Annotated in this window: 16 protein-coding genes; 4 read left to right on the top strand and 12 right to left on the bottom strand. The window is 64.1% G+C overall.

The genetic code is table 11. From position 1 onward, the window contains the following. Entirely contained in the window at positions 1 to 2,202 is a 2,202-nt protein-coding gene (locus ACEN8U_RS23070; RefSeq protein WP_041745272.1) for a hypothetical protein, read from the bottom strand. 531 nt (positions 2,203 to 2,733) lie between these two features. Here ACEN8U_RS23070 and ACEN8U_RS23075 point away from each other — a divergent pair. Genes ACEN8U_RS23075 through gmd form a run of 3 tightly spaced genes read left to right on the top strand, consistent with a single transcriptional unit; the run spans position 2,734 to position 5,675 of the window. Continuing rightward, on the top strand, positions 2,734 to 3,843 hold the full coding sequence (locus ACEN8U_RS23075; protein WP_015002580.1) for an acyltransferase family protein: 1,110 nt from the start codon (positions 2,734 to 2,736) through the stop codon (positions 3,841 to 3,843). Continuing rightward, on the top strand, positions 3,840 to 4,592 hold the full coding sequence (locus tag ACEN8U_RS23080; protein ID WP_041745274.1) for an SGNH/GDSL hydrolase family protein: 753 nt from the start codon (positions 3,840 to 3,842) through the stop codon (positions 4,590 to 4,592). Before ACEN8U_RS23075 ends, ACEN8U_RS23080 begins: the two co-directional genes overlap by 4 nt. Positions 4,593 to 4,631: 39 nt before the next feature. Beyond that, on the top strand, positions 4,632 to 5,675 hold the full coding sequence (gene gmd, locus ACEN8U_RS23085) for a GDP-mannose 4,6-dehydratase (protein ID WP_015002582.1): 1,044 nt from the start codon (positions 4,632 to 4,634) through the stop codon (positions 5,673 to 5,675). A gap of 147 nt (positions 5,676 to 5,822) precedes the next feature. Here gmd and ACEN8U_RS23090 read toward each other — a convergent pair whose 3' ends face one another. From ACEN8U_RS23090 to ACEN8U_RS23135, 10 genes are all read right to left on the bottom strand, one after another. Then, on the bottom strand, positions 5,823 to 6,989 hold the full coding sequence (locus tag ACEN8U_RS23090) for a glycosyltransferase family 4 protein (protein WP_015002583.1): 1,167 nt from the start codon (positions 6,987 to 6,989) through the stop codon (positions 5,823 to 5,825). A gap of 65 nt (positions 6,990 to 7,054) precedes the next feature. Further along, on the bottom strand, positions 7,055 to 8,284 hold the full coding sequence (locus ACEN8U_RS23095) for a glycosyltransferase family 4 protein (RefSeq protein ID WP_310110384.1): 1,230 nt from the start codon (positions 8,282 to 8,284) through the stop codon (positions 7,055 to 7,057). Then, the gene (locus ACEN8U_RS23100; protein ID WP_085963857.1) at positions 8,281 to 9,738 is read right to left on the bottom strand and encodes a glucose-6-phosphate isomerase; all 1,458 of its coding nucleotides are present in this window, start codon (positions 9,736 to 9,738) and stop codon (positions 8,281 to 8,283) included. Before ACEN8U_RS23100 ends, ACEN8U_RS23095 begins: the two co-directional genes overlap by 4 nt. Before the next feature lie 63 nt (positions 9,739 to 9,801). Next, the gene (locus ACEN8U_RS23105) at positions 9,802 to 10,998 is read right to left on the bottom strand and encodes a glycosyltransferase (RefSeq protein ID WP_041746147.1); all 1,197 of its coding nucleotides are present in this window, start codon (positions 10,996 to 10,998) and stop codon (positions 9,802 to 9,804) included. A 75-nt stretch (positions 10,999 to 11,073) separates the two neighbouring features. Beyond that, positions 11,074 to 12,006, bottom strand: a complete 933-nt coding sequence (locus ACEN8U_RS23110; protein ID WP_015002587.1) for a glycosyltransferase family 2 protein — start codon at positions 12,004 to 12,006, stop codon at positions 11,074 to 11,076. Positions 12,007 to 12,065: 59 nt separating this feature from the next. Beyond that, complete coding sequence (locus tag ACEN8U_RS23115; RefSeq protein WP_015002588.1) at positions 12,066 to 14,264, bottom strand: polysaccharide biosynthesis tyrosine autokinase; 2,199 nt, start codon at positions 14,262 to 14,264, stop codon at positions 12,066 to 12,068. A 43-nt stretch (positions 14,265 to 14,307) separates the two neighbouring features. Then, a complete protein-coding gene (locus ACEN8U_RS23120) occupies positions 14,308 to 15,537 on the bottom strand; it encodes a polysaccharide biosynthesis/export family protein (RefSeq protein WP_015002589.1) in 1,230 nt (409 codons plus the stop codon). Continuing rightward, positions 15,531 to 15,980: a low molecular weight protein-tyrosine-phosphatase gene (locus ACEN8U_RS23125; protein WP_015002590.1), complete on the bottom strand. Its 450-nt coding sequence runs from the start codon at positions 15,978 to 15,980 to the stop codon at positions 15,531 to 15,533. Before ACEN8U_RS23125 ends, ACEN8U_RS23120 begins: the two co-directional genes overlap by 7 nt. Before the next feature lie 76 nt (positions 15,981 to 16,056). Then, positions 16,057 to 17,505, bottom strand: coding sequence for a UDP-glucose dehydrogenase family protein (locus ACEN8U_RS23130; protein ID WP_015002591.1), 1,449 nt, complete (start codon positions 17,503 to 17,505; stop codon positions 16,057 to 16,059). 30 nt (positions 17,506 to 17,535) lie between these two features. Next, positions 17,536 to 18,933: an undecaprenyl-phosphate glucose phosphotransferase gene (locus ACEN8U_RS23135; RefSeq protein ID WP_015002592.1), complete on the bottom strand. Its 1,398-nt coding sequence runs from the start codon at positions 18,931 to 18,933 to the stop codon at positions 17,536 to 17,538. Positions 18,934 to 19,630: 697 nt separating this feature from the next. On the opposite strand from ACEN8U_RS23135, the gene ACEN8U_RS23140 reads away from it, so the two are divergent. Continuing rightward, the gene (locus ACEN8U_RS23140; protein WP_015002593.1) at positions 19,631 to 21,178 is read left to right on the top strand and encodes a mannose-1-phosphate guanylyltransferase/mannose-6-phosphate isomerase; all 1,548 of its coding nucleotides are present in this window, start codon (positions 19,631 to 19,633) and stop codon (positions 21,176 to 21,178) included. 144 nt (positions 21,179 to 21,322) lie between these two features. Here ACEN8U_RS23140 and ACEN8U_RS23145 read toward each other — a convergent pair whose 3' ends face one another. Further along, on the bottom strand, positions 21,323 to 22,801 hold the full coding sequence (locus ACEN8U_RS23145) for a transposase (RefSeq protein WP_041745280.1): 1,479 nt from the start codon (positions 22,799 to 22,801) through the stop codon (positions 21,323 to 21,325). Between the last annotated feature and the right edge of the window lie 579 nt (positions 22,802 to 23,380).

Consider the following 23,380-nt stretch of genomic DNA (forward strand, 5'->3'; position numbering starts at 1 on the left):
TCATGGTTTCCAGCGGTACATGAGCACCTTGCCGCGCGCGTCTTCCTCGACGAATACGAGGTACTCGCCGTTGCTTCGCTTGGCCGCGCTGATGCCGTTCGGCACGTCGACCCAGCCCGACGCGCGGCCCACTTCAGGACCGGGCCGGATCACGCCGACTTCGCGACCGTTGTCCTTGTCCCACACATGCACCGCGCCCACCGGCTCGACGCCGAAAATGTATTGCCCTTCGACCGTCACGCCGATGATCGTTGCGATGGGCTTGCTCTGCGTCTGCCATGGCAACGCGATCGAATAGCGCTGCACCGGTTGGCCGCTCGACCATTTGTCGTAGCGCGTGAGCACGCGGCCCACTTCCTTCCAGAAGCCGCGGTCGCCGGGCGCCTCGGGCGTATAGCCCGTCACATAGAGCGTATCGGTATCAGCCTCGTAGATCGCGCGATGCAGTTCGGCGAAGGGTTGCGGCACCGGGTACTGCGTGATGTTCGAATACGAATAGACAGGGTTGCCTTTCGCATCGAGTCCGCCGAAGCGAAAGCGGTAGATGCCCTTCGTATCGCGTGTGCGCCAGATGTCGCCGGCCGTATCGACCCACCAGCCCCACCCGCCCGCGAGCCTGGTGCCGCTCGTGTTGAGCGCGAACTCGTCCGGGTTGAATTTGCCGTCGCCGTTCCCGTCGCGCCAGATCCAGTCGCCGCCGGGCGGTGCGTTCGGCACCTGGGCCACCGCCCGCTCGCGGCCCGCGATCAAGCCCGACGGAATCGCCGTTTCACCGTCATGTTGCGGATCGAAGCGATAGATCTTCAGATGGTCCGCGTACATGTCCGTCAGATACAGGAACGTGTGTCCTTTCAGTTTGCGGGCGATCGGCAAGCCCGGATACTGGTCGGTATGAAAAACAGGGTCGTCCGGATACCTGAATCGATTAGACAGGAATCCGACATATTTCCAGTCCTGCCCGGCCGGCTTCGACAAGTCGAGTTCGAAGCGCTTGTTGCCGGTATACACGCTGTCAGGGCGCGCCGGATCGAGCCACGCGCCGTCGACGAAAAGCAGTCCCTCCACGAGCCAGTTGCGCTTGCCGTCGGGTGCGTAGCTTTCGAGCGTCGCGCCGAGGCCCGCGCCGATCGGCTCGTAGCGCGGCCCGATGCCATTGGTCGACACATAGACATTGCCGCGCGCATCCACGCCCACGCCGGTCAGTCCGTTGAACCGCTGCGGCCCCGGCTTTCCCGCGACGCCGCTGAAAATGCCGCCCCGCTCGCCGAGCGAACCGGATTGCTCGTAACGAGCGCCGTTCCTGCTGAAGAACAGCACCTGCTGACGCGGCCCGTTATCGGCAATGAGAACACGGCCTTTCGCATCCACGGCGATGTCCACCGCGAGCGTATCGGCAGGCAGCTCGAAGTTCTCGTCAATGCGTTTTCCGCCTGACGTGTAGTGCTCCACATGCGGCGCGCGGTCGTTGCGCGTGCCGCTCAGTACCCACAGGGTGCCGTCGGGCGACAACGCGAGGCGCCCAGGCTCGTGCACGCTCCACGTGGCTTTCTGCTGCATCGATTCCGCGTCATATACCTCGATGCGCTCGCGCGCCGTGTTGGCTGCATAGAGCGTCGTGTCGCTCGCCGCGAGTCCGCCGATCTCGGCGCTCGTGCCGGTGGGCACTTCGTTCATCATGAGGAAGCCGGCTGCGAGTTGCGCATGCGGATCCGCACGCTTTGCCGCAGGCTGGAACGGCGCGGCCTGTTTCGGATCGGCGATCTGCCGGCGCGAAATGCCGAACCACTGCTTGCCTTTTTCCGGCCACACGCCCTGCTCGACAAGGCGGCCCTTCTCGTTGCCGACCGCAATCGCCACGAACACGTACTTGCGATTGATCGCGATGGCATTGCCCCCGCTGTTGCCCCAGCCATGCGTGCCGCCCGCGAAGCCGAGCATCTTGCCGTTCTGATAGACGCTCGCCTCCGCACCGCTCTCGTCCCACGGCGCATTCGTGTAGACCTTGCCGTCGGGCGCCACCGCGATTGCCGTGATGTTGATCTGCGTCCACGTGCCGTCGCCGAAACCGAACGTATTGCCGATCCACGACGTTTTCGCGTCCAACACCGTTTCTGCGCGCGCGCCGAAGCCGACCGATAAAGCGGCCAGGCCGAGGGCGCACGCGAATACCGCGAAACGGCTTTTGAACATGAAGCGGGGCAAGATAGGTCCTCCAGTCGATGCGGATCGATGCCTGGTTAAAACGCTGGTGCTGAAACGCAGATGCGGAGACGCGCGCACGCGCGGTCCTTGGCCGCCCAATCCGCACGGCTCACATTACGCGTAAAAAACGCGGCGACGAAAATCGAAAATAATTCAAAAATATTCGATATTTTTGAATGCGCCGAATAAATCAATTTAAAAATAGATTAAAAGAAAATTTGCCCGTTGCATGGTATATGACGCCCAGGGTCACCACCCGGAAGTGCTCTGTTCAGGCCGGCGAAAACCACGCGCCGGCAACTTCGCGCGACGGTGTCGCGCCGGCGCCATGCCCGCGCCACAAGCACGAAATGCACGTGCCAATGCTTAGCGAAACACCCTGTTGCAATCTGATTCATTTATCTATTTCATTCGCATTTTCTGGCGATTTTCTTTTGCCTAGAATCGACTGCAATCCTGTCGCGGCCAGTGCGGCGCGACCTGCCTCGTTGGATGCCTTGCGGCTCCTTCGCTTCACACCATGGACGGTTCATGACTGCCAGCGCCCTGCCCACTGCGCCTTCTCATTCACGCCGCATCGTGCAGCTCGACGGCTTGCGCGCGATCGCCGTGCTCGCCGTGTTCGCGCAGCACGCATTGAAAGCGCCGTTGTGGATGGGCGTCGATCTGTTTTTTGTGTTGAGCGGCTTTCTGATCACCGGCATCCTGCTCGAGCGCAAGGCCCAGCGGCAGTCGTACTTCGGCTATTTCTACGCGCGCCGTGCGCGGCGCATCCTGCCGCCGTATCTGCTGTTGATGGCGGTGTCGTCGGTCCTGTTCGGTTTCGGTTGGGCGCAGCACTGGCAGTGGTATGCGTTCTTCGCCACCAACATCGGCGATGCGCTCAATCAGAGCGGCCACGACAGCCTGAACGTGCTGTGGTCGCTCGCCGTCGAAGAGCAGTTCTATATTGTCTGGCCGTTCGTCATTCTGCTCGTGCCCGAGCGCGTGCTCGCGTGGGTCGCGGGCGCGTTGATTCTGCTCGTGCCCGTGCTGCGCGCCGTGGCCACGCCGTGGTTCGACTCGTTCTGGCCGATTTATTACCTCACGCCGTTTCGCATGGATCTGCTCGCGGCAGGCGCGTTGCTCGCGGTCGCCGTGCGGCGCGATCGCAACGCGCTCGAGCCGTTCAGGGGCGCCGCGGTGCTGGGCGTGATCGCCGCGCTCGCGGCGCTCGTGTGGCTGCATCTGCACTTTCCGCGTTTTCGCGCGGCCAATACGCCGCTGTCGAACGCGGGGCTTTACAGCATTTCGTTGGTGCTTTGCACGTCTGTCGTGGTCATCGCCCTGCAAAGCCGGGGCATCGTCAAACGGCTGCTGTGCAATCCGGTGCTGGTCTACATCGGCACGATCAGCTACACGATCTATCTGATTCACCTGAGCGTGCTGTACGCGCTATGGCCGCTCGGCATGAGCCGCTATGTCACGGCGGCCCTCGCGCTCGCGATCACGATCGCTTATGCGAGCCTCACATGGTTCGCGTTTGAAAAGCGCCTGATCTTCGGTTCGCGTGGCCAACGGCAGCCGCAGCCGCACCCGGCTGCGGGCGGGGCTGCAAGCGTGCCAGGCACCGCGCGGCAAGCGCCGCAAAGCCGCGCATGAGAGGCCGCGCATGGCCCGCCGCGGCGGCAATGCTCGCGTCGCTCATCGCGTCCGGAACCGAGGCGAGCGGCTCGACCGCTGCGGCCGATGCCGCCGCACAAGCCGTCGAGCCCGAAGTCCTGATCGACGCCTACGGCGACTCGACGACGCTCGGCATCTCCTGCAGCGAAGGCCATTGCGCGCCACAAGCGCAAAACGCCGTGGCCTTCCTGCAGGACGCGTTGCAGATGCATCACGGCAAGCGCGTGCGCGTCGTCAACTATGGCGTGGGCGGCACGATGGCCATGCAATTGCGCGACGGCACCGGCAATCGCCGCGCCGGGCCCACCGCCGGTTTGCCGTGGCGGGAAAGGCTCGCGGCATCGCCCGCGCAGATCGTGCTCATCAACTACGGCATCAACGAGGTGATGCAGAACCAGACGCCCGAGCAGTTCTACGCAGCGCAAACTACGCTCGTCGAGACCGCTCGGTCGCTCGGCAAGGAGCCCGTGCTCGAGACGTCGAATCCGATGCCGGATAACCGGCTCAACGCACGGCTCGCCGCGATGGTCGCGATGACGCGCCGTGTCGCCGCCGAGCAGCACGTGCCGCTCGTCGACCAGTTCGCGTACATCAGCAGTTTGCCGGACTGGAAGACGCTGATGTCCGACGGCGCGCACCCCAAGCCGGGTTTGTACAGGCTGAAGGCCGAGCAGGATTTTCAGGTCGTCGAACCCTTGGTGCGGCGGCTCCTCGACGGCACGCTCTGAGGTGCTCTTTTTTCTTTTACCCATCATCGAAGGCAAGCTATGAGCCAACCACGCAAAGCGATCATCACCGGTGTGTCGGGACAGGACGGCGCCTATCTGACGAGGCTGCTGCTCGACAAGGGCTATCACGTGACCGGTACCTACCGGCGCACGAGTTCCGTGAATTTCTGGCGCATGCGCGAGCTGGGCGTGCTCGACCATCCGAATCTGCGTCTCGTCGAGCACGATCTGACCGATCTCGGCTCGACGCTGCGTCTGCTCGAAGGCGCACAGGCCGACGAGTTGTATAACCTCGCCGCGCAAAGCTTCGTGGGCGTGTCGTTCGACCAGCCGGCGACCACTGCCGAGGTCACCGGTATCGGCGCACTGAACCTGCTGGAAGGCATTCGCATTCTCAGTCCCACAACGCGCTACTACCAGGCGTCGACGTCGGAAATGTTCGGCCTCGTGCAAGCGGTGCCGCAGCGCGAGGACACGCCCTTCTATCCGCGCAGTCCGTATGGCGTCGCCAAGCTCTTCGCGCATTGGTCGACGATCAACTATCGCGAGTCGTATGGCCTCTTTGCGAGCAGCGGCATTCTGTTCAATCACGAATCGCCGCTGCGCGGCCGCGAATTCGTAACGCGCAAGATCACCGACAGCGTCGCGAAGATCAAACTCGGCAAACAGGACGTGCTGGAGCTCGGCAATCTGGGCGCGAAGCGCGACTGGGGCTTCGCGCTCGAATATGTGGAGGGCATGTGGCGCATGCTGCAAGCCAATGAGCCCGACACCTTCGTGCTCGCGACCGGCCGCACTGAAACGGTCCGCGATTTCGTGCGCATGGCGTTCGCGGCGGCCGGCTACCAGTTGGAGTGGTCGGGCAAGGAAGAGCGCGAGACCGGCATCGACGTCGCCACCGGCAAGACCCTTGTGCGCGTGAATCCGAAGTTCTACAGGCCGGCCGAAGTGGACCTGTTGATCGGCTGTGCGGACAAGGCGCGCGAGAAGCTCGGCTGGGAGCCGCGAACCAGTCTCGAACAGCTGTGCCACATGATGGTTCACGCAGATCTGGGCCGCAATCAGCATCACGAGACATTCTGAGCATGTGCCGCTTGCGCGCCTGCATGGCGGATGATGCGGGCCCAAGCGGCTGTTGTGCGCTCAAACGTCGACACAGGAAGTAGCGCAAAAAAAGCGCCGGCTCTCTGCTGCAGGAGCCGGCGTTTTTTTCGTTCGTTATGCCAGGCTTCAGTGCATCCCGCCCGCGGCGATCGCCTCGCTATACACCGAAGCGACGCGCTTCGCGATCACCGAATTATCGAAGTGCTCACGCGCATAGCGGCGGCAGGCGTCGGCCTCAGGCAGCTTCAGTGTGCCGCTCAGTGCGCCGGCAAGGCCCGCCGCAATGGCTTGCGCGCCCGTCTCCGGGAGCACGAGATCGGGCGACAGGCCCGCCACCGCTTCCGGCAGGCCGCCGACCGGCGTGACCAGCACCGGCGTGCCCGATGCGAGCGATTCGACGGTAATGAGGCCGAAGCCTTCCAGCGCCACCGTGGGCACCACGCTGATATTCGCCGCGCGGTACAAGGTCGCGAGATGCTGGTCGGGCACGAAGCCGAGCAGCTTCACATTGTCCTGCAGGCCGGCCTCGTCGATGCGCGCCTGCAATTCATCCGCGAGGCGGCCTTTGCCCGCGATCAGCAGCAGCACGTCCGGATGCTTCGGCTTGAGCAGCTTGACCGCGTCGATCAGATCTTCCAGCCCCATGCGCCGCACGAGACGTCGCACCGCGAGCACGATCGGCCGGTCCTGCGGGAGTTGCAGTTTCAGGCGCGCCTCGGCGGGCGTGATGGGCAGGTTGAACTGCTCGACGTCGACGCAACCGGGCACCACGCGCACGCGCTCCGGCGAGATGCGATAACGCGAAGTCAGAATCTTGCCGAAGGCCTCGGACAAGACGATGAGCCGCGACGAGCGCGCATAGACCGACTGTTCGAGATAGCGCTTCGCGCGCTGGCCGAGCGAATCGGCGCCTTCGACATGACTCTCGTCGGCCCACGGTCCCTGAAAATGCGAGACTTGCGGAATGCCGCGCGTCACGTCGAGCCCGGGAAACGTGTACAACGCGAAGTGTGACGAAATCACGTCGGGACGCGAGAGGCGGATTTCCTCGCGCAGCGCGCGGCGTGCGGCCATCAGGCGCAATGGCAGCGATTGCCCGGCGGAGCCGAAACCGTTGATTGCGCCGCCCGTGTCGGCGGCCACCTTCGGCGAGCCGGCGACGACGCCGCGCACTGCCACGCCCGCGCCCGGCAGCGCGCCGACCAGCGAGTAATACATGCGGTCGAGGCCGCCCGCCCGCTCGGGGAACCAGTGCATCCCGATCTGCAGCGATTTGATTGAGCTCGTCGTCATTGTCATTGCCCCTTCTTTGTTCCGTGAGGTATTCGGTGAATGGTGATGGCCGGGTGCGACGCGCGTCATTCCACGTTCTCGTGTCCGGCCAGCGTGTTGAGCGTCAGCGCGTCGGTCGTCGCGGCCACCGCGGCCTGTGCCTCGCTACGCCGGCGATCTTTCTGCTGCCCTTCCAGTTGCCGATACAGCGCGATGTATTGCGCGGCCATGCGCGCCCAGCCGAAGCCGGTCGCGAGTTCGTTGGCGGCCACGCCCATCTTGCGCCGCGCGGGCCCGTCGGCGGCGAGGCGCGCAACTGCGGCCGCAAGCGCCCGCGGATCGTCCGGATCGTCGAGCACGATCCCGCATTCCGGCGTGATGATTTCGGCGCCGCCCGCGGTGCGCGCGGTGACGACCGGCAATCCGGCCGCCATCGCTTCCAGCAGCGACAGGCTCATCGCCTCGTAGCGCGACGGAAACACGAACGCGTCGACGGAATGCATCAACACGGGCATCTCCTTCACGAGCCCGAGAAAATGCACGCGGTGCGCAATGCCGAGCGCTTTCGCTTCGTCGGGATAGGGACTGCCCGGCAGGAAACCGGCCACCGCGATATGCACGTGCTCAGGTAAATGCCTGAGCGCAGCCAGCACGGTGCCGAGGTTCTTGCGCGGCGTGCGCAGATCGCCGACGAACAGCAGCAAAAAAGCCTCGTGCGGCAGGCCGAATCGCGCGCGATCGCCCGTGGCCGCGGCAAAGCCTCGCGTATCGACGCCGTTGTAGATGACGTCGACGCGGTTATCCGGCGTGAGGCCGATGGCGCGGATTTCATCGGCGACCTTTTGGGAGACGGCCGTGATCACCTTCGAGCGCCGGTATGCCCAGCGCTCCAGCAGCGCATTGCAGCGCGTATAGATCGACTGATACGCGGACCACACGCCCTTCGTGAGTCCGAACGGGTAGTACTTGCTGTCGAGCCACCCGCTGTGCACGAAGTGCGATGTGTTGACGTCGGCCGGCATCCAGGTGATGAAGCCGTTCACGTGAAGCACGTCGTAGTCGCGGCGATGCGCACGCAGCCATAACGCGCTCTTTAATGCAAACACCTGCTGGCGCAGCAGATTGGTGGGCCACCAGCGGCCGATTCTGATCGGCACCCAGCGGACGTTCGGATGAACCAGCAGATCGGGCGCCACATGCGAGGCGATCAGCGTGACGCCGATGCCTTCGTCGAGCGCCGCGCGCGCGATCTCGTGGTTGACGCGCCCCTGGCCGTCGTTATGGCGCACAACGTGCGTGACAATGGCGACTCTCAATCAGTGCCTCCGTGGAAAATGGACGTGCGTAACGACGCGCTCGCGCGGTTCAGCTTTTCGTAGTGCACCGCGGAAAGAATCGAAAAAACGCTCATGAAAAGCAGCAGCCCGCCGGTGCCGACGAGCGAATTGGTGAACACCAGCATCGCGAAGGTCGCGAGACTCAGGCTCAGGCAGGCGGACACGTATTTGTCGTTGGCGAGGCGAAACGACGCCAGTACTGCGCGCGTCAGCAGCCAGACAATGCCCGACATGTAGAGCAGCGTGCCGGGCCAGCCGAGCACGAAGGGTATGTTCATCACGCCGCTGTCGAAGTTGCCGTACTGGCCGAGCTGGCCGCCGTCGTTCGACAGTTTGGTCGAGGTGCCGGTCGCGCCCATGCCTTCGCCGGACACGTCGGTAAAGGCGGTCTTCGCGAACGTCGCGTAGAACTCGTTGCGGGCCGCGTAACTCTGGTCGTCGTTCAGATTGACGATGGTCGAGAGGCGCGCCTGCATCCGCTCGGCCACCGGACCGACCGCGAGCAACGGCACGCACAGCCCGGCGAGCAGCACTGCGCTCGCGACGATGCGCACGCGCACCTTGTTGTTCGATTTCACCAACTGGATCAGCAGCGCGATGACCCAGCCGCCCCAGGTCGAACGCACGAGGCTCAGCGCGAACGAGAAGAAGCCGAGCGCCGCGGCCACCCAGCGCACGCGGTGGGTCGCGGCCATCACGAACACCATCGCGCCCATCATCGCGAACGCGAACGGTCCCGAGGAATTCATCGTGCTGAAGACGCGCACGCCCATCGGCACGGCGTCGCCCTGCGAGTTCATCTGCGAGCCGAGCATCCACAGCGCATCCCACTGCGGCATGACGAAAAACTGGATCAGGCCGTAGCCGCCCATCACGAGCATGCCCCAGATAAACGTATTGACTATGGTGTCGCGATACTGCGGATACTGCCGCGTGTGCGCCATGATGTGAAAGCCGATCAGGATCGGATAAAGCCAGTTGGCGAGGTCGTAGGTCGCGGCGAGCGGCCCGCTCGACACCACGCCGACGAGATACGCGTAGACGAGCCCGAGCAGGATCAGCAGCACCGGCAGCCCGCGCCGCTGTCCCAGCAGCCGGTAATAGCGCAGCAGCGAGAAGGCGCTGATCATGGTGACCGCGAGCGGCGCGACCTGGATCAGGCTTGTCGGCGTGAACGATCCTTTCGACCAGTCGGCGAGACGCCGCACTTCCGGGCTCAGAAACCACAGCCACCACATGAAGCCGATGTAGCGCGCCGGGCTCTTGAAGTACAGCCACAGGCCCGTGAGAATCGCGAGCACCGGAAACGCGAGCGTGAGGACCGTGCCCTGATGCGCGACGATCAGCAGCGCCGTGATCAGCCACAACATGGCCGAGGGAAGCCACTCGCGCCGGCCACGCGAGGCGGTGCGGGCGCGCGTGGTTCCTGGCATGGCTCCGAGGCCCGGCATGCCGGGCGCGGGCGGAACGCCGGCTCGCGGAAAGCTCGCCATCGTTCAGACACCTCCGCGCGATTCTTGCGCGGCGCCGCCCTGCGCATGTGCGCGCGCGTGGGCGACGCTGCCTGTGCCCGCGGCCGTGTCCTCGGCTGCGACACGCCCACGCGCGGCGGCCCGGGCGCGCAGCATCTCCTCGGTGATCCGCACATGCTGCATGGCGTAATGCTCGGTGGTCAGGTCGCGCGCAAGCAGACCCGCAGCGGCTGCCTGCGCCTGACGCAGGGCGTCCATCGGCGCGGCGGCGAGCTGATCGACCGCATCGCGCAACGCGGGCGGATTGAACGGCGGAATGTAGCAAGCCTCGCTCGCCGGAAAATAGTCCTGCAACGCGCCGACGTTGGTCACGACCATCGGCTTGCCGACCGCCGCTGCCTCGAGCATCACCGTGATTCCCGACGCATGCGTATTCGGCCGCAACGGCACGACGATCACGTCGGCCCAGTCATATAGCTCGTGCTGTTTCTTGATGCCCGAGAAGAGCGCGATTTCGACGTTCGGCGCGCGCAGCGAGGCAGGAATCCGGCGCCGCGTGGCGAGCTTCACGGTGTAGCGCGCGTCGTGGCCGAATGCCTTGATGAGCGTGTCCCAGTCGCGGTCGCGGTCGTTGCCGATGGCGGCAATGCGGATCGGCGAATGCGGTTTCCAATCGGTCGGCGCCTTCACCGGAAAGTCGCGCGTGTTCAGGCCGTACAGCAAGGGCTTCGCCTCGCGATCGAAATAGCGCTTGCACAACGCGGCGTTTTCGCTCGCGAGCGTGGTCAACTGATCGGCGCGTTTCATCAGCTTGCGATACAGCCAACTACGCAGGATTCCATACGAAGGCCATTTGTCGAGCAGCCACACGCTCTGCGCGAGCAGCAGCGGCGCCGTGTGGGCGCCGCTCTTCCTGCCGCAGAGCCGCAGCATCAGCGCGGCGGATAGCCATTCCTGCTCGGTGTGCGTCCAGATCACGTCAGAGCCGAGCATCTCCGCGCGATTGCGCCACGTATGGATGAAATCGAAGCCGAGCGCCGCTTTCAGCGCGCGGCGCACGAGCCGCACAGGCTTACTTTCACGCGCGTCCTTCGAATACGTGAGCGCGAACGCGTCGGATTCGGCGTGGTGATAGCCATACAGGCAACCGATGTTGTCGCCCTGCCGATAAAACCGCGGATCGGCGCCGTAAAACAGATGAACGTGGACTTTTGTCGCCACCGTTGTCGTCATGCAGAGACTCCCATTGCCGATGCATTAGCGTATAACCCGCTGCCTGCGGCTTGCGCCGCTTCGTCAGGCCATGCGCGAGAGCGCGCGGCGCGCCTCGTGCGCGCCGCTGCGCACCGCGCGCCAGCGCGACAGCTTCAGGCGCGCCTGCCTTGACAGCAGCGCGAGCGCCGCATGCAAGAGGCCCGGATAGACGCGCGTGCCGACGAGCGTCCACCACCACCACGCGGTTTCGCGGCGCAGCGGCGGCAACTGGTCGCGCAAGATCAGGTGGAAATTGAATGCGGCGTTGCGCAGCGCCGCCATGGTTTGTGCGTCGCGGCGGTCGTCGTCGAAACGTTCGGCGGGAAAATGGTCGACGGCGACGCGCGGGTCGTACATCAGTTTCCAGCCTGCGTTTTTTACCGCGAGGCTGAACGCCATGTCGTTGTGGACCTGAGCGCCCGCGCCGCGCAGCCGCGCATCGAATCGGATGTTGTGCACCGCGTCGCGCCGGTAGCTCATGTTCGCGCCCTTCAGAATGTCGACTTCGCGCGCGCCGCCCACGCCGAGATGATGGTTGCCGATGATCTTGCCGTGGGCCGTGACCTTGCCCACCAGCGGGCGTGCGCCGTCGAGCACGCGGCCTTTTTCGTGCACCCAGTCGCGTCCGCCGAGCGCGCCGAGCCGCGCATCGCTCTCGAACGCGGCGGCGATGCGCTGCAACCAGTCGGCATGCGGCGCGGCGTCGTCGTCGGTGATGGCGATCACGTCGCCGCTCGCCGCGTCCAGTCCGCGATTGAGCGCCGCGACCTGACCGGGCACGTCGACGAGCGCCACCGACAGCGGCAGCTTGCCCGGCACCGCCGGATCGCGCAGACAGGTGTGGGTCGCGTCGTCGTCGGGACGCGCGACCACCACCACCTCATCCGGCGCGCGCGACTGTCGTTGCAGCGCCGCGAGGCAGCGCGCGAGGTCGGCCGGGCGGCGGTATGTCGGAACCAGTACCGTCACTTTCATTGCAATGTCCTTGTTGCGATGTTCTTCGTGGGTTCGTCGGGCGAGGCCGCGCGCTGCGCTCAGGTGCTCAGGTACTCCTGGACCGCGGCATAGCTGCGGTCATAGCCGCCGCGCGCGCGCGCCGGCATGCCGTTGAAGATGCCGCCCTGCACGTGCACGCCGGCCGCACGTAGGCGCTTGAGCGCGTCGATGATTTCGCCCTCGCTGTGCATGCCCGAGCGCATCACGAAGAAGGTCGAGCCGGCATACGCGCCGATGATCGACGCATCGGTCACTGCCAGCACGGGCGGCGTATCGATCAGGATCACGTCGTAGCATTTCCCGAGACCTTCGAGGTATTGCGGCAGGCGCGGCGACATCAGCAGTTCGGACGGGTTGGGCGGGCGGCGTCCGCATGAAATGAAGCTGAGGTTCTCGACATTCGACGTGCGCACGGCCTCTTCCAGCGAGATCTGGCCGCTCAGCAATTCGGACAGGCCGTTCTCCTGCGCGCCGCCCAGATAGCGCTCCAGCACGCCGCGTCGCATATCGCCGTCGATCATCAGCACGCGCTTGCCCGAATGCGCGAGCAGCACCGCGAGGTTCACCGTGAGGAAGCTCTTGCCGACGCCCGCCATTGGACCGGTCAACATGACGATGCGGTTTTTCGCGTCCATGATCGTGAACTGCATCGACGTGCGCAGACTGCGCAGGCTTTCCACCGTGACGTCCTTCGGCCGCGCGTTCGCGAGCACCGAGCGCAGGCGCTCGCCGCCGCGCTGCATGCCGCTCTCGAGCAGCGCCTGCTCCGCGCTCAACGGCACGAGACCGAATACGGGCAGATGGAACGCACGCTCGATATGCTCAGGATCGTCGATGCCCTTGAACATATTGCGGCGCAGGAACACGAAGCCGGTGCCCGCGATCAAGCCGAGAATCGTCGCGGCCGACAGGATCAGCGCCTTCTTCGGCTTGACGGGCGAGCCCGGTCGCAGCGCGGCGTCGACGATATGCACATTGCCGCCAGTGCCGGCTTTCTGCACGGAGAGCTCCTGCACGCGATTGAGCAGCAGTACGTAGATGTCTTCCGCCACCTTCGCGTCGCGCTGCAATTGCACGGCCTTCACTTCGGTGGCGGGCAGATCGCGGAAACGGTCCGCGTATTTCGCGCGCTGCGCCTGCAACTCGGCCATCTGCTCGCGCGCGACCTTGAGCATCGGATGATCGTCGCCGTAACGCTCGGTCAACTGCGCCATCTGCAGACGCAGGCTGGCGATCTGCTGTTCGTATTGCACACTGCCTTCCAGATACACCTTGGCCTCGTCGCTCGCGTTGATCGAGCCGGACTGGCGCTGATACGCGGTGAGCGCGGCCTCGGCGCGTTCGAGATCGGCCTTCAGGCGCGGCTCCTCGCTTTTCAGGAAGTCGAGCATCTTGCTCGCATCGGCCTGCTTGTTCGAAATGTGCTGGCGCACGTAGGATTGCGCGAGCGCATTGGCGACGAGCGCGGCATGCTCGGGGTTCTTGTCCTCCAGCGAGATCTGGATCACGCCGGTCTGCTTGCCCTGCTCCTGCACGGTGATCGCCGACTGGAATGCGCTGATGGCGTCGAGGTCGTTCGCGCGGATCACAGTGAACTCCTCGCCGGGCCGCGCCACCAGCCTGTTGACGAGCATCGTCACGCCGCCGCCCTGCGCCTGCCGGCCGACCTCGCCGCGCAAGAGCAGCGCGCCGTTCTCCGCGTAGAGTTCATAGCGGCCGCCCGCCTGCGCTTTCATCGTCAGCTTCTGGCCTTCCAGCGCGGGCAGCACGTCGATGGAGTCGACATCGGCCACCTCGCCGCCCCATGCATACGACGACAGGCCGAGCCACGGTTTCGCGAGCTCGCCGGGCGTCGCCATGCGCGCGGCGATGCTGCCGAGAAGCGGTATGGTTTTCGGCGTGACGCTGAAGTTCAGCTTCATCTGCTCGACGACGGGGCCGACCACGCCGCGGCTCTTGATGATTTCGATTTCGGCGTCGGTGGGCAGCGAACTCGAGCCGCTCATGATCGAGGCGCCGGTCTGCGTCTGCGTGAGCGCTTGCGACGTGTTGTCCGCCTGTTCGACGCGCACGTGGGCATCGGCCGAATAGATCGGCTTCGCGAGCACGCAGTAGGCGCCCGCGATCGCGACGACCGTCGCCGCGATCGCGATCAGCCACCAGATGTCGTCGAGGATCACCTGCACCAGTTGCCCAAGGACCACGTCCTCTTCTTCGGTCCTGAGCGGACCGGCCATGTGTGGAGAGATTTGATTGCTCACAATTCGATCCCGGGTCTGGTTAGCGCGTCAGCTGTTTCAGGTAGAAGAGTGTCTGCACGCTCGGCAACACCTGCTGCAATACGCGGTTGAACGTGGTCGATGCGGCGGTACCCACATACACGACGTCCATCGGCTGCAACTGGAACTGCGCGGACAGCATGATCGCGTCGGGCTGGGTCATGTCGAGGCGGTACACGTCCGGTGTGGTCGGGTGCTCGCGCATGCCGCGCATCACGAAGATCTGACGCGGATTGGCGTCGGTGTCGAGAATGCCGCCGGCCTGTGTGAGCGCATCCGCGATCGTCAGACGGCCCTTTAACATCGGCACCTGGATCGGCGTCTTCACCTCACCCATCACGAACACGCGGCTGTTGCTGCGGTCCGGCACATTGATCACGTCGCCGTTTTGCAGCATCACGTTCTGGGTCGTGTCGCCGGCATCCAGCATGCGGTTCGCGTCGAGCACGTACAGCTTGTGATTGCGCGTGAGGCGCACGCGCTGGATGTCCGCGTCGGCGGTCGTGCCGCCCGAGCGCGTGAGCGCGTCGACGAGCGTGAGCGGCACATCGCTCACCGCCAGCGGGCCCGGCGTCTTCACCTCGCCCGTGACCTGCACTTTCTGGCCGCGATACGACAGCACGCGCACGTCGACCTGCGGATTGCGGATATAGCGCACGAGGCCGCTTGCAAGCTGATCGCGCAGTTCGCCGACGGTCTTGCCCGCGGCCCTGATGCGGCCGACGAACGGGAAATAGATCGTGCCGTCGGCGGCAATGGTCTGTCCGTAGGGATCGGCCTCGCCGGGCAACGCGGCCGTGTACGGCTGCTGCAACGCGCCGGCGATGGTCTGCGTGCTGGTGCCGCCCGCCGAAAGCGTGCTGCCCTGCGGTGTGGTCAGTTCAGGGTGATCCCACACGGTGATGCCGAGAATGTCCTGCGGCGCGAGCCGGTACACGTATTGCGACGGATCGGCGAACGCCGACGTGGGCAGCGGCCGGGGCGGCGCACTCGCCTCGGCTTGCGCCTGCGCGGCGACGACGCTCGCGTCGATTACGTGAACCGGATAGGTTTCGGCGGCCTGGCTTTCATGCTGGCCGTCGTCTTTCAGCCGCGATGTGTCGAGGTAGTTGCCGGGTGCGGTGGCGCAGGCCGACAACAAAGACGTCAGCACGAGCGTGGCCGCGAACTTCGTTTTTAAGTTCGCTTTCCGGTTGATGGAGCGGTGTGTAGCGAGTGTTTTCTTCAGCATATTTTTTTCAGCCATCCCATGACCAGATGTTCGATGAGCACGAGACTTTCCCTATAAGCGGATTCCTCGCCGCCGTGCGGATCGGCGACGTCGGGCAGATCGTCCCACTTGCCGAGCGGAAAGACCTTGCCGCGCGAAGCCGGGTCGAGCGCTTCGACTTCGCTCACCTGCGCGCGCTCGCTCACGAGCACGAGATCCGCGGATCTCACCAGTTGCCGGTCGAGACGCCGCGAATGATGCGAGCCCGATGCGACGCCGCGCTCGGCGAGCAGGCGCCGCATAACCGGGTCCATGCCATGGCCGTTCATCGCCCGGATGCCCGCCGAATGAAACGCAATCGGCACCGATGACGCCTGCGCCGCCTGCCGCGCCTTGAACAGCATTTCGGCGGCGGGCGAGCGGCACACGTTGGCGTGGCAGACGATCAGAACGTTGGCGAACATTTAGAAATCCCTGGCAATGCGCGGCGTGCCTGCGAGCTGGCCTGCGAGCTCGCAGGCACAAGACATCGCGAGTGCCCTACTGGCCGACGTGAGCCGCGGCGCGCGCATCAGCATGCATGAGCGGCGCGCCGCTTACACCGACCCTCGCCGGTGCATTGCGCAGCGCATGCTGCCGCCCGATCGCGTGATACTCGATGCCGAGTTCCAGCAGCGCGTCCGGCTCATACAGATTGCGGCCGTCGAAAATAAGCGGCGTCTTCAGCATCGTTTTCAATGCATTGAAGTCCGGGCTCTTGAAGACTTTCCACTCTGTCAGAATCACGAGCGCATCGGCGCCCTCGGCCGCCTCCATCTCCTCGTTCATGAACTGAAGGCGCGCGTGCTGCTGCGGCACGTCCTTCAGGTCGAGCGCGAATACGCGCTTCGATTCGTCTATCGCGACCGGGTCGTAGGCTTTCACGCGCGCGCCGCGGCGCAGCAGTTCGGCGATCAGCGGACGGCTCGGCGCCTCGCGCATGTCGTCGGTATTCGGCTTGAACGCGAGGCCCCACACGGCGAACGTGCGGTCCGACAGGTCCTCGCCGAGACGCGCGACGATCTTCTGCCCAAGCACCTTCTTCTGCGTGTCGTTGACTGCTTCCACGGCCTCGAGAATGCGCAGGTTCGCGTTGTGATCGGCGGCCGTGCGAATCAGCGCCTGCACGTCTTTCGGGAAGCACGAGCCGCCGTAGCCGCAGCCCGCGTACAGAAAGTCGTAACCGATGCGCGGGTCCGAGCCGATGCCGCGGCGCACGGCCTCGATATCCGCGCCGACGCGGTCGGCCAGATTCGCGAGTTCGTTCATGTACGAAATGCGCGTGGCGAGCATGGCGTTAGCCGCGTACTTGGTGAATTCGGCCGAGCGCACGTCCATATACAGCGTGCGTTCGCGATTGCGATTGAACGGCGCGTAAAGGCGCTTCATCAACTCGCGCGCCTTTTCGCCGGGCACGTCTTCATCGCAACCGAGCACGATGCGGTCGGGCCGGGTGAAGTCTTCCACCGCCGCGCCTTCCTTCAGGAACTCGGGATTCGAGACCACGGAGAACATGTGGCTCGCATTGCGCGCAGCGAGCTCCTGCGCAATCGCTTCGCGTACGCGCGAGGCGGTGCCGACCGGCACCGTCGACTTGTCGACGATCACCTTGAAGCCCGTCATGTGGCGGCCGATGTTGCGCGCCGCGGCGAGCACGTATTGCAGGTCCGCCGAGCCGTCTTCGTCCGACGGTGTGCCGACCGCGATGAACTGGATGTCGCCGTGCGCGACGGCGGCTTCCACGTCTGTCGAAAACGTCAGGCGGCCGGCCTTGCGATTGCGCGCGATGATCTCCTGCAGACCCGGCTCATGAATCGGCACGCCGCCGCCGTTGAGCACGTCGATCTTGCGCTGATCGACGTCGAGACAGAACACGTCGTGGCCGATGTCGGCCAGACATGCGCCCGTCACGAGGCCTACGTAGCCGCTACCGATGATCGTCAGGTTCATGTATTACCTCGCAGGAGTTTGAGTAAGTGTTCAATATGCGTTGCTGCCGACAAAGCCTTTCCACAGCGTCAGCACGACGATCTTGATGTCGAGCCAGAAGGTCCAGTGCTGCATGTAGTACAGGTCGAGCTTCACGCGGCCCATCATTTTTTCTATGCGGTCCGTCTCGCCGCGATAGCCGTTGATCTGTGCCCATCCGGTGATGCCCGGCTTGATCCGGTAGCGATGCATATAGCCCTTCACCAGATCCTTGTAGATGTCGTCGTGTTCCAGCGCATGCGGGCGCGGCCCGACCACCGACATCTCGCCGCGCAACACGTTGATGAATTGCGGCAGTTCGTCGAGGCTCGTGCGCCGCAGGAACGCGCCGACAGCGGTGATGCGCGGATCGCGCCGCGTGGCCTGCGTGAGTCTGCCGGCCTCTTCCTTGTGGACTTTCATCGAGCGGAACTTGTAGATCTCGAACTCGTTTCCGTCGATACCCTTGCGTTTCTGGCGGAAAAACACCGGCCCCGGTGAGCTCAGCTTGACGAGCACCGCGATCACAAGCATCAGCGGCGCGAGCGCCGTCAACGCGGCGAGCGCGAAGAGCCGGTCGAAGATGCGCTTGGGCAGCACGTGCAGATCGGTGATCGGCGATGCCGCCAGGTTGATCGCCGGCACGCCGAGCAGCTCGACCATCGGCTGATTGAAGAGCGTGAGGCTGCGCACGTCCGGTATGAAGCGGATATTGACGAAGTCGTTGCGCAGATCCATCACAATGCGATGTATTTCCTTTTCCTTCGAGATCGGCAAGGCGAGCCACAATTCGCGAATCGCGCGCTGGCGCACGAGCTGGATCATGCGCCGGTAGTCGCGCTCGACGGGCACGCCTTCAATTGCATCCGCCGCGTCGGGGTCTTCATAAGGGTTGATCGTGCCGTCCTCGTCGAACACGACGACGGGGCTGAAACCGGCTTCCGGACGGCTACGCATCTGCTGGATCAAAAAGCGTCCGTAGGGCGCGCCGCCCACAATCGCCACAGCGCGCTGGTTGAAGCCCTCGCGGCGTAGTCCCCGCAGGATCGAATAGACAATCATCTTCGTGACGATCAGCAGCACGATCGTGGCGAGCGCCCAATAGACGAGCCACAACCGCGACAGACTGTCCGCGCGATGCAGACTGAAACTGATCAGCACGCCGGTCACCTCGACCATTGCCCAGCCGCCCGCGACGCGGCACAGCAGGTCGTAGAGCGGCTTGCCCCGCCATGACTGATAGATGCCGAGCGCGGGAAAAAACACGACCACGAGCAGGACGTCGAACGCGAGCGACACGCTTTGCATGTCGTCCAGCCACACCGCTTTCCCGCTGTGCACGGCCGCCGCGATGGCGGCGCCGAGCGCGACCATCGCGATGTCGATGAGTCTCGATAGAACGCTCAGCATGCGCTGCCCCTCAGTTCGTCAGTCAAGTGCCATCCCGTTCGTTAGTCCGCTCTTCAGTTCGGCATTCAGTGGACCATCCATCTGGCCGCCCAGTTGAATCTCCAGGATCAGTCGTTCCGGCTGCCGCACGCGCCACGCCGGCATGCGCGCCGGCGATGCCATTGCCGGACGCGAAGCCGATAGAAGCTGTGCTAATTGCAATTTACGTTTTCCGCTTTGCTAAACCGGCCGCTCGACCGCTTGCGAAAAACGTGTCTCGGAATGAGTGAATGTCTTTCTACAGGTATAGATAAAGCGCTATTAAAATTCGCGCCGCAAGGCCGCAAAAATCTCAAAATGTATCGGGCGAAATTACACTATTTTTGATGGATTTTATGTGGCAAATTTTACCGGATCGGAGACGCGGACGACGCTTTTTGCGGCCTTCCTGCGGCAAAAAGTGGCGTTGCGCGGGGGATTTTAGGTTATTACGCGACGCTAGCCCCTCCGCCATTCCTCACGCAAGCGGCGGTGTAAAAAAATGCCCGCGAATTTTTTCAACGTAATTTATCTTTTTATGAAATTAATGACGACATTTTTGATTCATCAAGATACCGCCTTATCCGCCAATCCATATAGTTTTCATTTAACGCGCTTTTATTGACGTGAATGTTCGTGATAAAACTCGACGCATTCAACCAGTCCTGAGGAGTCCATCATGACCGCTCCCGTCACGGCCGCGTCCGCCGACACCCTGCCGAGAGAAGCCACGCTCGCCCACGTCAAACTGAAGATTCATCCTGTGATTCTGGCGGGCGGCTCGGGCACGCGGCTGTGGCCGATGTCGCGCGAACAGCACCCCAAACAGTTGATCGGCCTGCTCGGCGACGAGTCGCTGTTGCAATCCACTACGCGCCGTCTCGACGGATTGGACGCCGGCTATCCGCTCACCGGTCAACTCGTCGTGGTCGCCAACGAAGAGCAACGCTTCACGACCGCTGAGCAGTTGCGCACGAGCGGCAAGCCGACCCGCCTGATCCTCGAGCCGGTGGCCCGCGATACAGCGCCCGCGCTGACGGTGGCCGCGCTGTCGATCGCCGCGCAGGACGAGGACGGCATCATGGTGGTCATGCCCGCGGACCATGCGGTCACCGACATCGAAGGATTTCAGGCCGCAGTCGCAGCAGGCGTGCAGCATGCGGCGGCAGGCGAGATCGTCACGATGGGCATCGTGCCGACCCGCGCGGAAACGGGCTACGGTTATATCCGGATCGGCGACGCGATGGCTACGCCTGGCAATCCTGATGAAATTCGACAGGACGTCTCTGTCACCGCGCATAAGCTGGATCGCTTCGTCGAAAAGCCGCATCTCGAACTTGCGCAGCGCTATGTGCAATCGCACGAATACTGGTGGAACAGCGGCATTTTCATCATGCGGGCATCGACATGGATCAAGGCGATCCGTCACTTCCAGCCGGCCATCTATGAAGCTTGCGCCGCGGCCTACGAGGGTGGCAAGGCAGACGGCGACTTCTTCCGCCTGCAGCGCGATGCATTCGGTGCGTCGCCTTCCAATTCGATCGACTACGCGGTGATGGAGCAGCTCGGTCACGATCAGAACGTCGCCTCGAGCGTGGTCGTGCCCTTGCAGGCGGGCTGGTCGGACGTGGGCTCGTGGGACGCGATCTGGGATATCTGCGAGAAAGACGCGGAGCACAACGTGGGCCGCGGCCGCGTGATGTTCGAAGGCGCCTCCTCCACCTTCGCGCATTCCGAAGGACGCCTGATTGCCTGCGTGGGCACGCAGGACCTCGTCGTCGTCGAAACTGCCGACGCGATTCTCGTCGCGGATAAATCGCGTGTGCAGGACGTCAAGAAGATCGTGGGACGCATTCGCAGCGAAGGCGGCATGGAAGCGGCCAACCATCGCAAGGTGCATCGCCCGTGGGGCAACTACGATTCGGTCGACACGGGCGAGCGTTTCCAGGTGAAGCGCATTGTCGTGAAACCGGGCGCCCGCCTCTCGCTGCAAATGCACCATCACCGCGCCGAACACTGGATCGTCGTGCGCGGCACGGCGCTCGTCACGCGAGGCGAAGAGCGCTTTATCGTCTCCGAAAACGAATCGGCTTATATCCCGCTCGGCGTCACGCACCGTCTCGAGAACCCCGGCAAGATGCCGCTCGAAATGATCGAGGTGCAATCCGGTTCGTATCTCGGCGAAGACGACATCGTGCGTTTCGACGACACCTACGGGCGCGAGTAAAGCCCTGAATCAGGCACGCGAGTCAGTTGCAGGAACAGCGTTGCATCACAGCGTTGACTGACAGCGATTGCATTACAGCAAATGAAGCGGGAACCTGCGGCGGTTGCTCCGACAGCCGCGGGGTACTGCGCTTAAGCCTTGTGCTCATCCCGCATGGGAGATGAGTTCTGTGTGCGACGGATAACGCTCGGTCTTGTCGCGCTCGGTGGCCGCGACTGCTGCCGGTGCGCCATTGATCAAAGTCGTTGCGCTTGCTGCGGGGCTGCGTGCAGGGTTTGCCGCCTCGTTGAAGCCCGCCTCAGTGAAGCCCTTCCCTGCGCCGCTCGCGCCCGCAGCCGGTTCGCCTGTATAGCGACGCAGCGGTCCACGAAACGCATTCAACGCACCAACCGGCTCGGGCACATGACGCATGCCCGCCGTGAGACGGGACGGCGCCGCTGCATAAGACGCGTGAGTGGCGGGGACATTCTGCATGGCTGCCGGCTTGTGCGCCTGCGCGTATAGCGACGCGGCGTGCGCGTGTGCGTGCGCTTGCACATGCGGTACGCGGACTTGCGGCGCTGGGTCCGCTGCGTGGGTGGTTCGGACTGCTTGCGATGCCGCCAGCGTCGCGCATTCGCGTTCGATCCACTGCGCCGCCCACTCGAACGCATAATGCTCGGCCGCGGCGGCGTCCGCGAAGCGCGGACCGACGAGGCCCGAGCGTTCGACGCGCCTGCCGTCCTTCATGATCTCCGCCCACGCGCGGTACATCGCATTGGGCACGCGCTCGGCGGCCACATAGATCAGATAGCCATGCCGCTCGGCGACCTGCCGCCCGCGCGGCGCGAGACTTGTCGACAGCGGGCTGCGCGGCAGCGCTGCCTGTGAGCCTGCGCGTGCCGATGCAATGGCTGCATCAAGGCCTTGCATTGCCGCGCCGACCGCGCCCGCTTCGTTCATGGCTCGCAAGTCGGTCCGCAGCGCAGGGCGCGGTGCATAAGCGACGGACGGCGTGGGCAAGGCCGGCGCGCGCGGTATGGCGCGCGTGGCCTGCGTTGCCCGCGTAGCGTGCGCTGCGCCGGGCGCGGCATGATCGAAGCCTGCCAGCTGACGCGTGATGTCCGCAATCGGATCGGCCGCCCCCCAGGCGCGCACCGGCGAGACATCCGACGCATGGGGCATGTTGGACATATGGCCTGCGTTAAACGCGCTCGACCGGTTGCCGCCCGAGCCCGGTGCCTGCCACGACTCGGGGCTTCGCCACGACACGCCGCGGGCACCCTCGTCGCGCGCGCTGGGCGCTTCCACGACGGCTGCTGCGGATTTGGCCGCGACAGGCGGCGCCGGTTGCGGGATATACGCGAATGTGCGGCCCTTGCTCGACAGAAGCCGCACCATCTCGAGCAGCGTGCCGTTCAGCTGCCATTCCTCGAAACGGCGCCGGCAGGTCGGGCCCGACGGATAGCGGCCCGGCAGCTTCGACCAGGGCTCTCCGGTAGTCAGGATCCACAAAACGGCATTGGCCACGACACGTGGGTCGGCGCGGGGCCGCCCGCGTCGGTTCAGACGGACGGCCGGCTCATCGGAGACAAGCGCTGATAGCAGCGCCCATTCGTCATTGCTTAGCTCATCGAAAAACATGGATTTTCTCCACGCAGCCTGGCCGGGCCGCGGCGTTGGGCGGACCACGGATTCAACCTTCACGATCCGTGTGTCACCCTCGGTTGCACAAATATGTTTTGTACGTTCTGTTGGCTGGCAAACACCGCCCCGGGTTAGTGCGGTTTATCCCTATTGCGAAGCACAAAACGTGGTCTCACTCGTGCATGGGAGAATTGTGCACGAAGCATACCATCACCAGGGTTTGCGTGAATATCGTTGAGACAAGTGTTACGGATAGAAACAAACTTGTCGTTTTCACTCGCTTAATTCACGTCATGCCGTAACGGAAATGCTTCTTGCCATAGCGACGGAATGGGTAATGCGGAACATCGGACCGGCAAAAACGCTGCAAATACTTGCCAAAAAAAACGGCAAAGACACTGAATGGCCGGCTCGAATTCGACAGCACCATGATGCGATACACATTTCAGCGAATTTCCCGGGCGCCCGAATGCGCGGCTTCGTTGCGTGCGCACCGAGTCCACGGTGCGCCCGGCCGATGACACCGATGTGGCAATGCGGGCCCGCGGCTTGTCGCAAGGATACCGCCGCGCCGCA

The organism is Paraburkholderia phenoliruptrix (assembly GCF_047325075.1).
GTDB lineage: Bacteria > Pseudomonadota > Gammaproteobacteria > Burkholderiales > Burkholderiaceae > Paraburkholderia > Paraburkholderia phenoliruptrix.

Coding starts and splice junctions, on each gene's coding strand:
- ACEN8U_RS23130 (WP_015002591.1), bottom strand. CDS start 17,505: ATGAACCTGACGATCATCGGTAGCGGCTACGTAGGCCTCGTGACGGGC.
- ACEN8U_RS23080 (WP_041745274.1), top strand. CDS start 3,840: ATGAGAGGCCGCGCATGGCCCGCCGCGGCGGCAATGCTCGCGTCGCTC.
- ACEN8U_RS23135 (WP_015002592.1), bottom strand. CDS start 18,933: ATGCTGAGCGTTCTATCGAGACTCATCGACATCGCGATGGTCGCGCTC.
- ACEN8U_RS23125 (WP_015002590.1), bottom strand. CDS start 15,980: ATGTTCGCCAACGTTCTGATCGTCTGCCACGCCAACGTGTGCCGCTCG.
- gmd (WP_015002582.1), top strand. CDS start 4,632: ATGAGCCAACCACGCAAAGCGATCATCACCGGTGTGTCGGGACAGGAC.
- ACEN8U_RS23115 (WP_015002588.1), bottom strand. CDS start 14,264: ATGGCCGGTCCGCTCAGGACCGAAGAAGAGGACGTGGTCCTTGGGCAA.
- ACEN8U_RS23120 (WP_015002589.1), bottom strand. CDS start 15,537: ATGCTGAAGAAAACACTCGCTACACACCGCTCCATCAACCGGAAAGCG.
- ACEN8U_RS23075 (WP_015002580.1), top strand. CDS start 2,734: ATGACTGCCAGCGCCCTGCCCACTGCGCCTTCTCATTCACGCCGCATC.
- ACEN8U_RS23140 (WP_015002593.1), top strand. CDS start 19,631: ATGACCGCTCCCGTCACGGCCGCGTCCGCCGACACCCTGCCGAGAGAA.
- ACEN8U_RS23145 (WP_041745280.1), bottom strand. CDS start 22,801: ATGTTTTTCGATGAGCTAAGCAATGACGAATGGGCGCTGCTATCAGCG.
- ACEN8U_RS23100 (WP_085963857.1), bottom strand. CDS start 9,738: ATGCCAGGAACCACGCGCGCCCGCACCGCCTCGCGTGGCCGGCGCGAG.
- ACEN8U_RS23090 (WP_015002583.1), bottom strand. CDS start 6,989: ATGACGACGAGCTCAATCAAATCGCTGCAGATCGGGATGCACTGGTTC.
- ACEN8U_RS23110 (WP_015002587.1), bottom strand. CDS start 12,006: ATGAAAGTGACGGTACTGGTTCCGACATACCGCCGCCCGGCCGACCTC.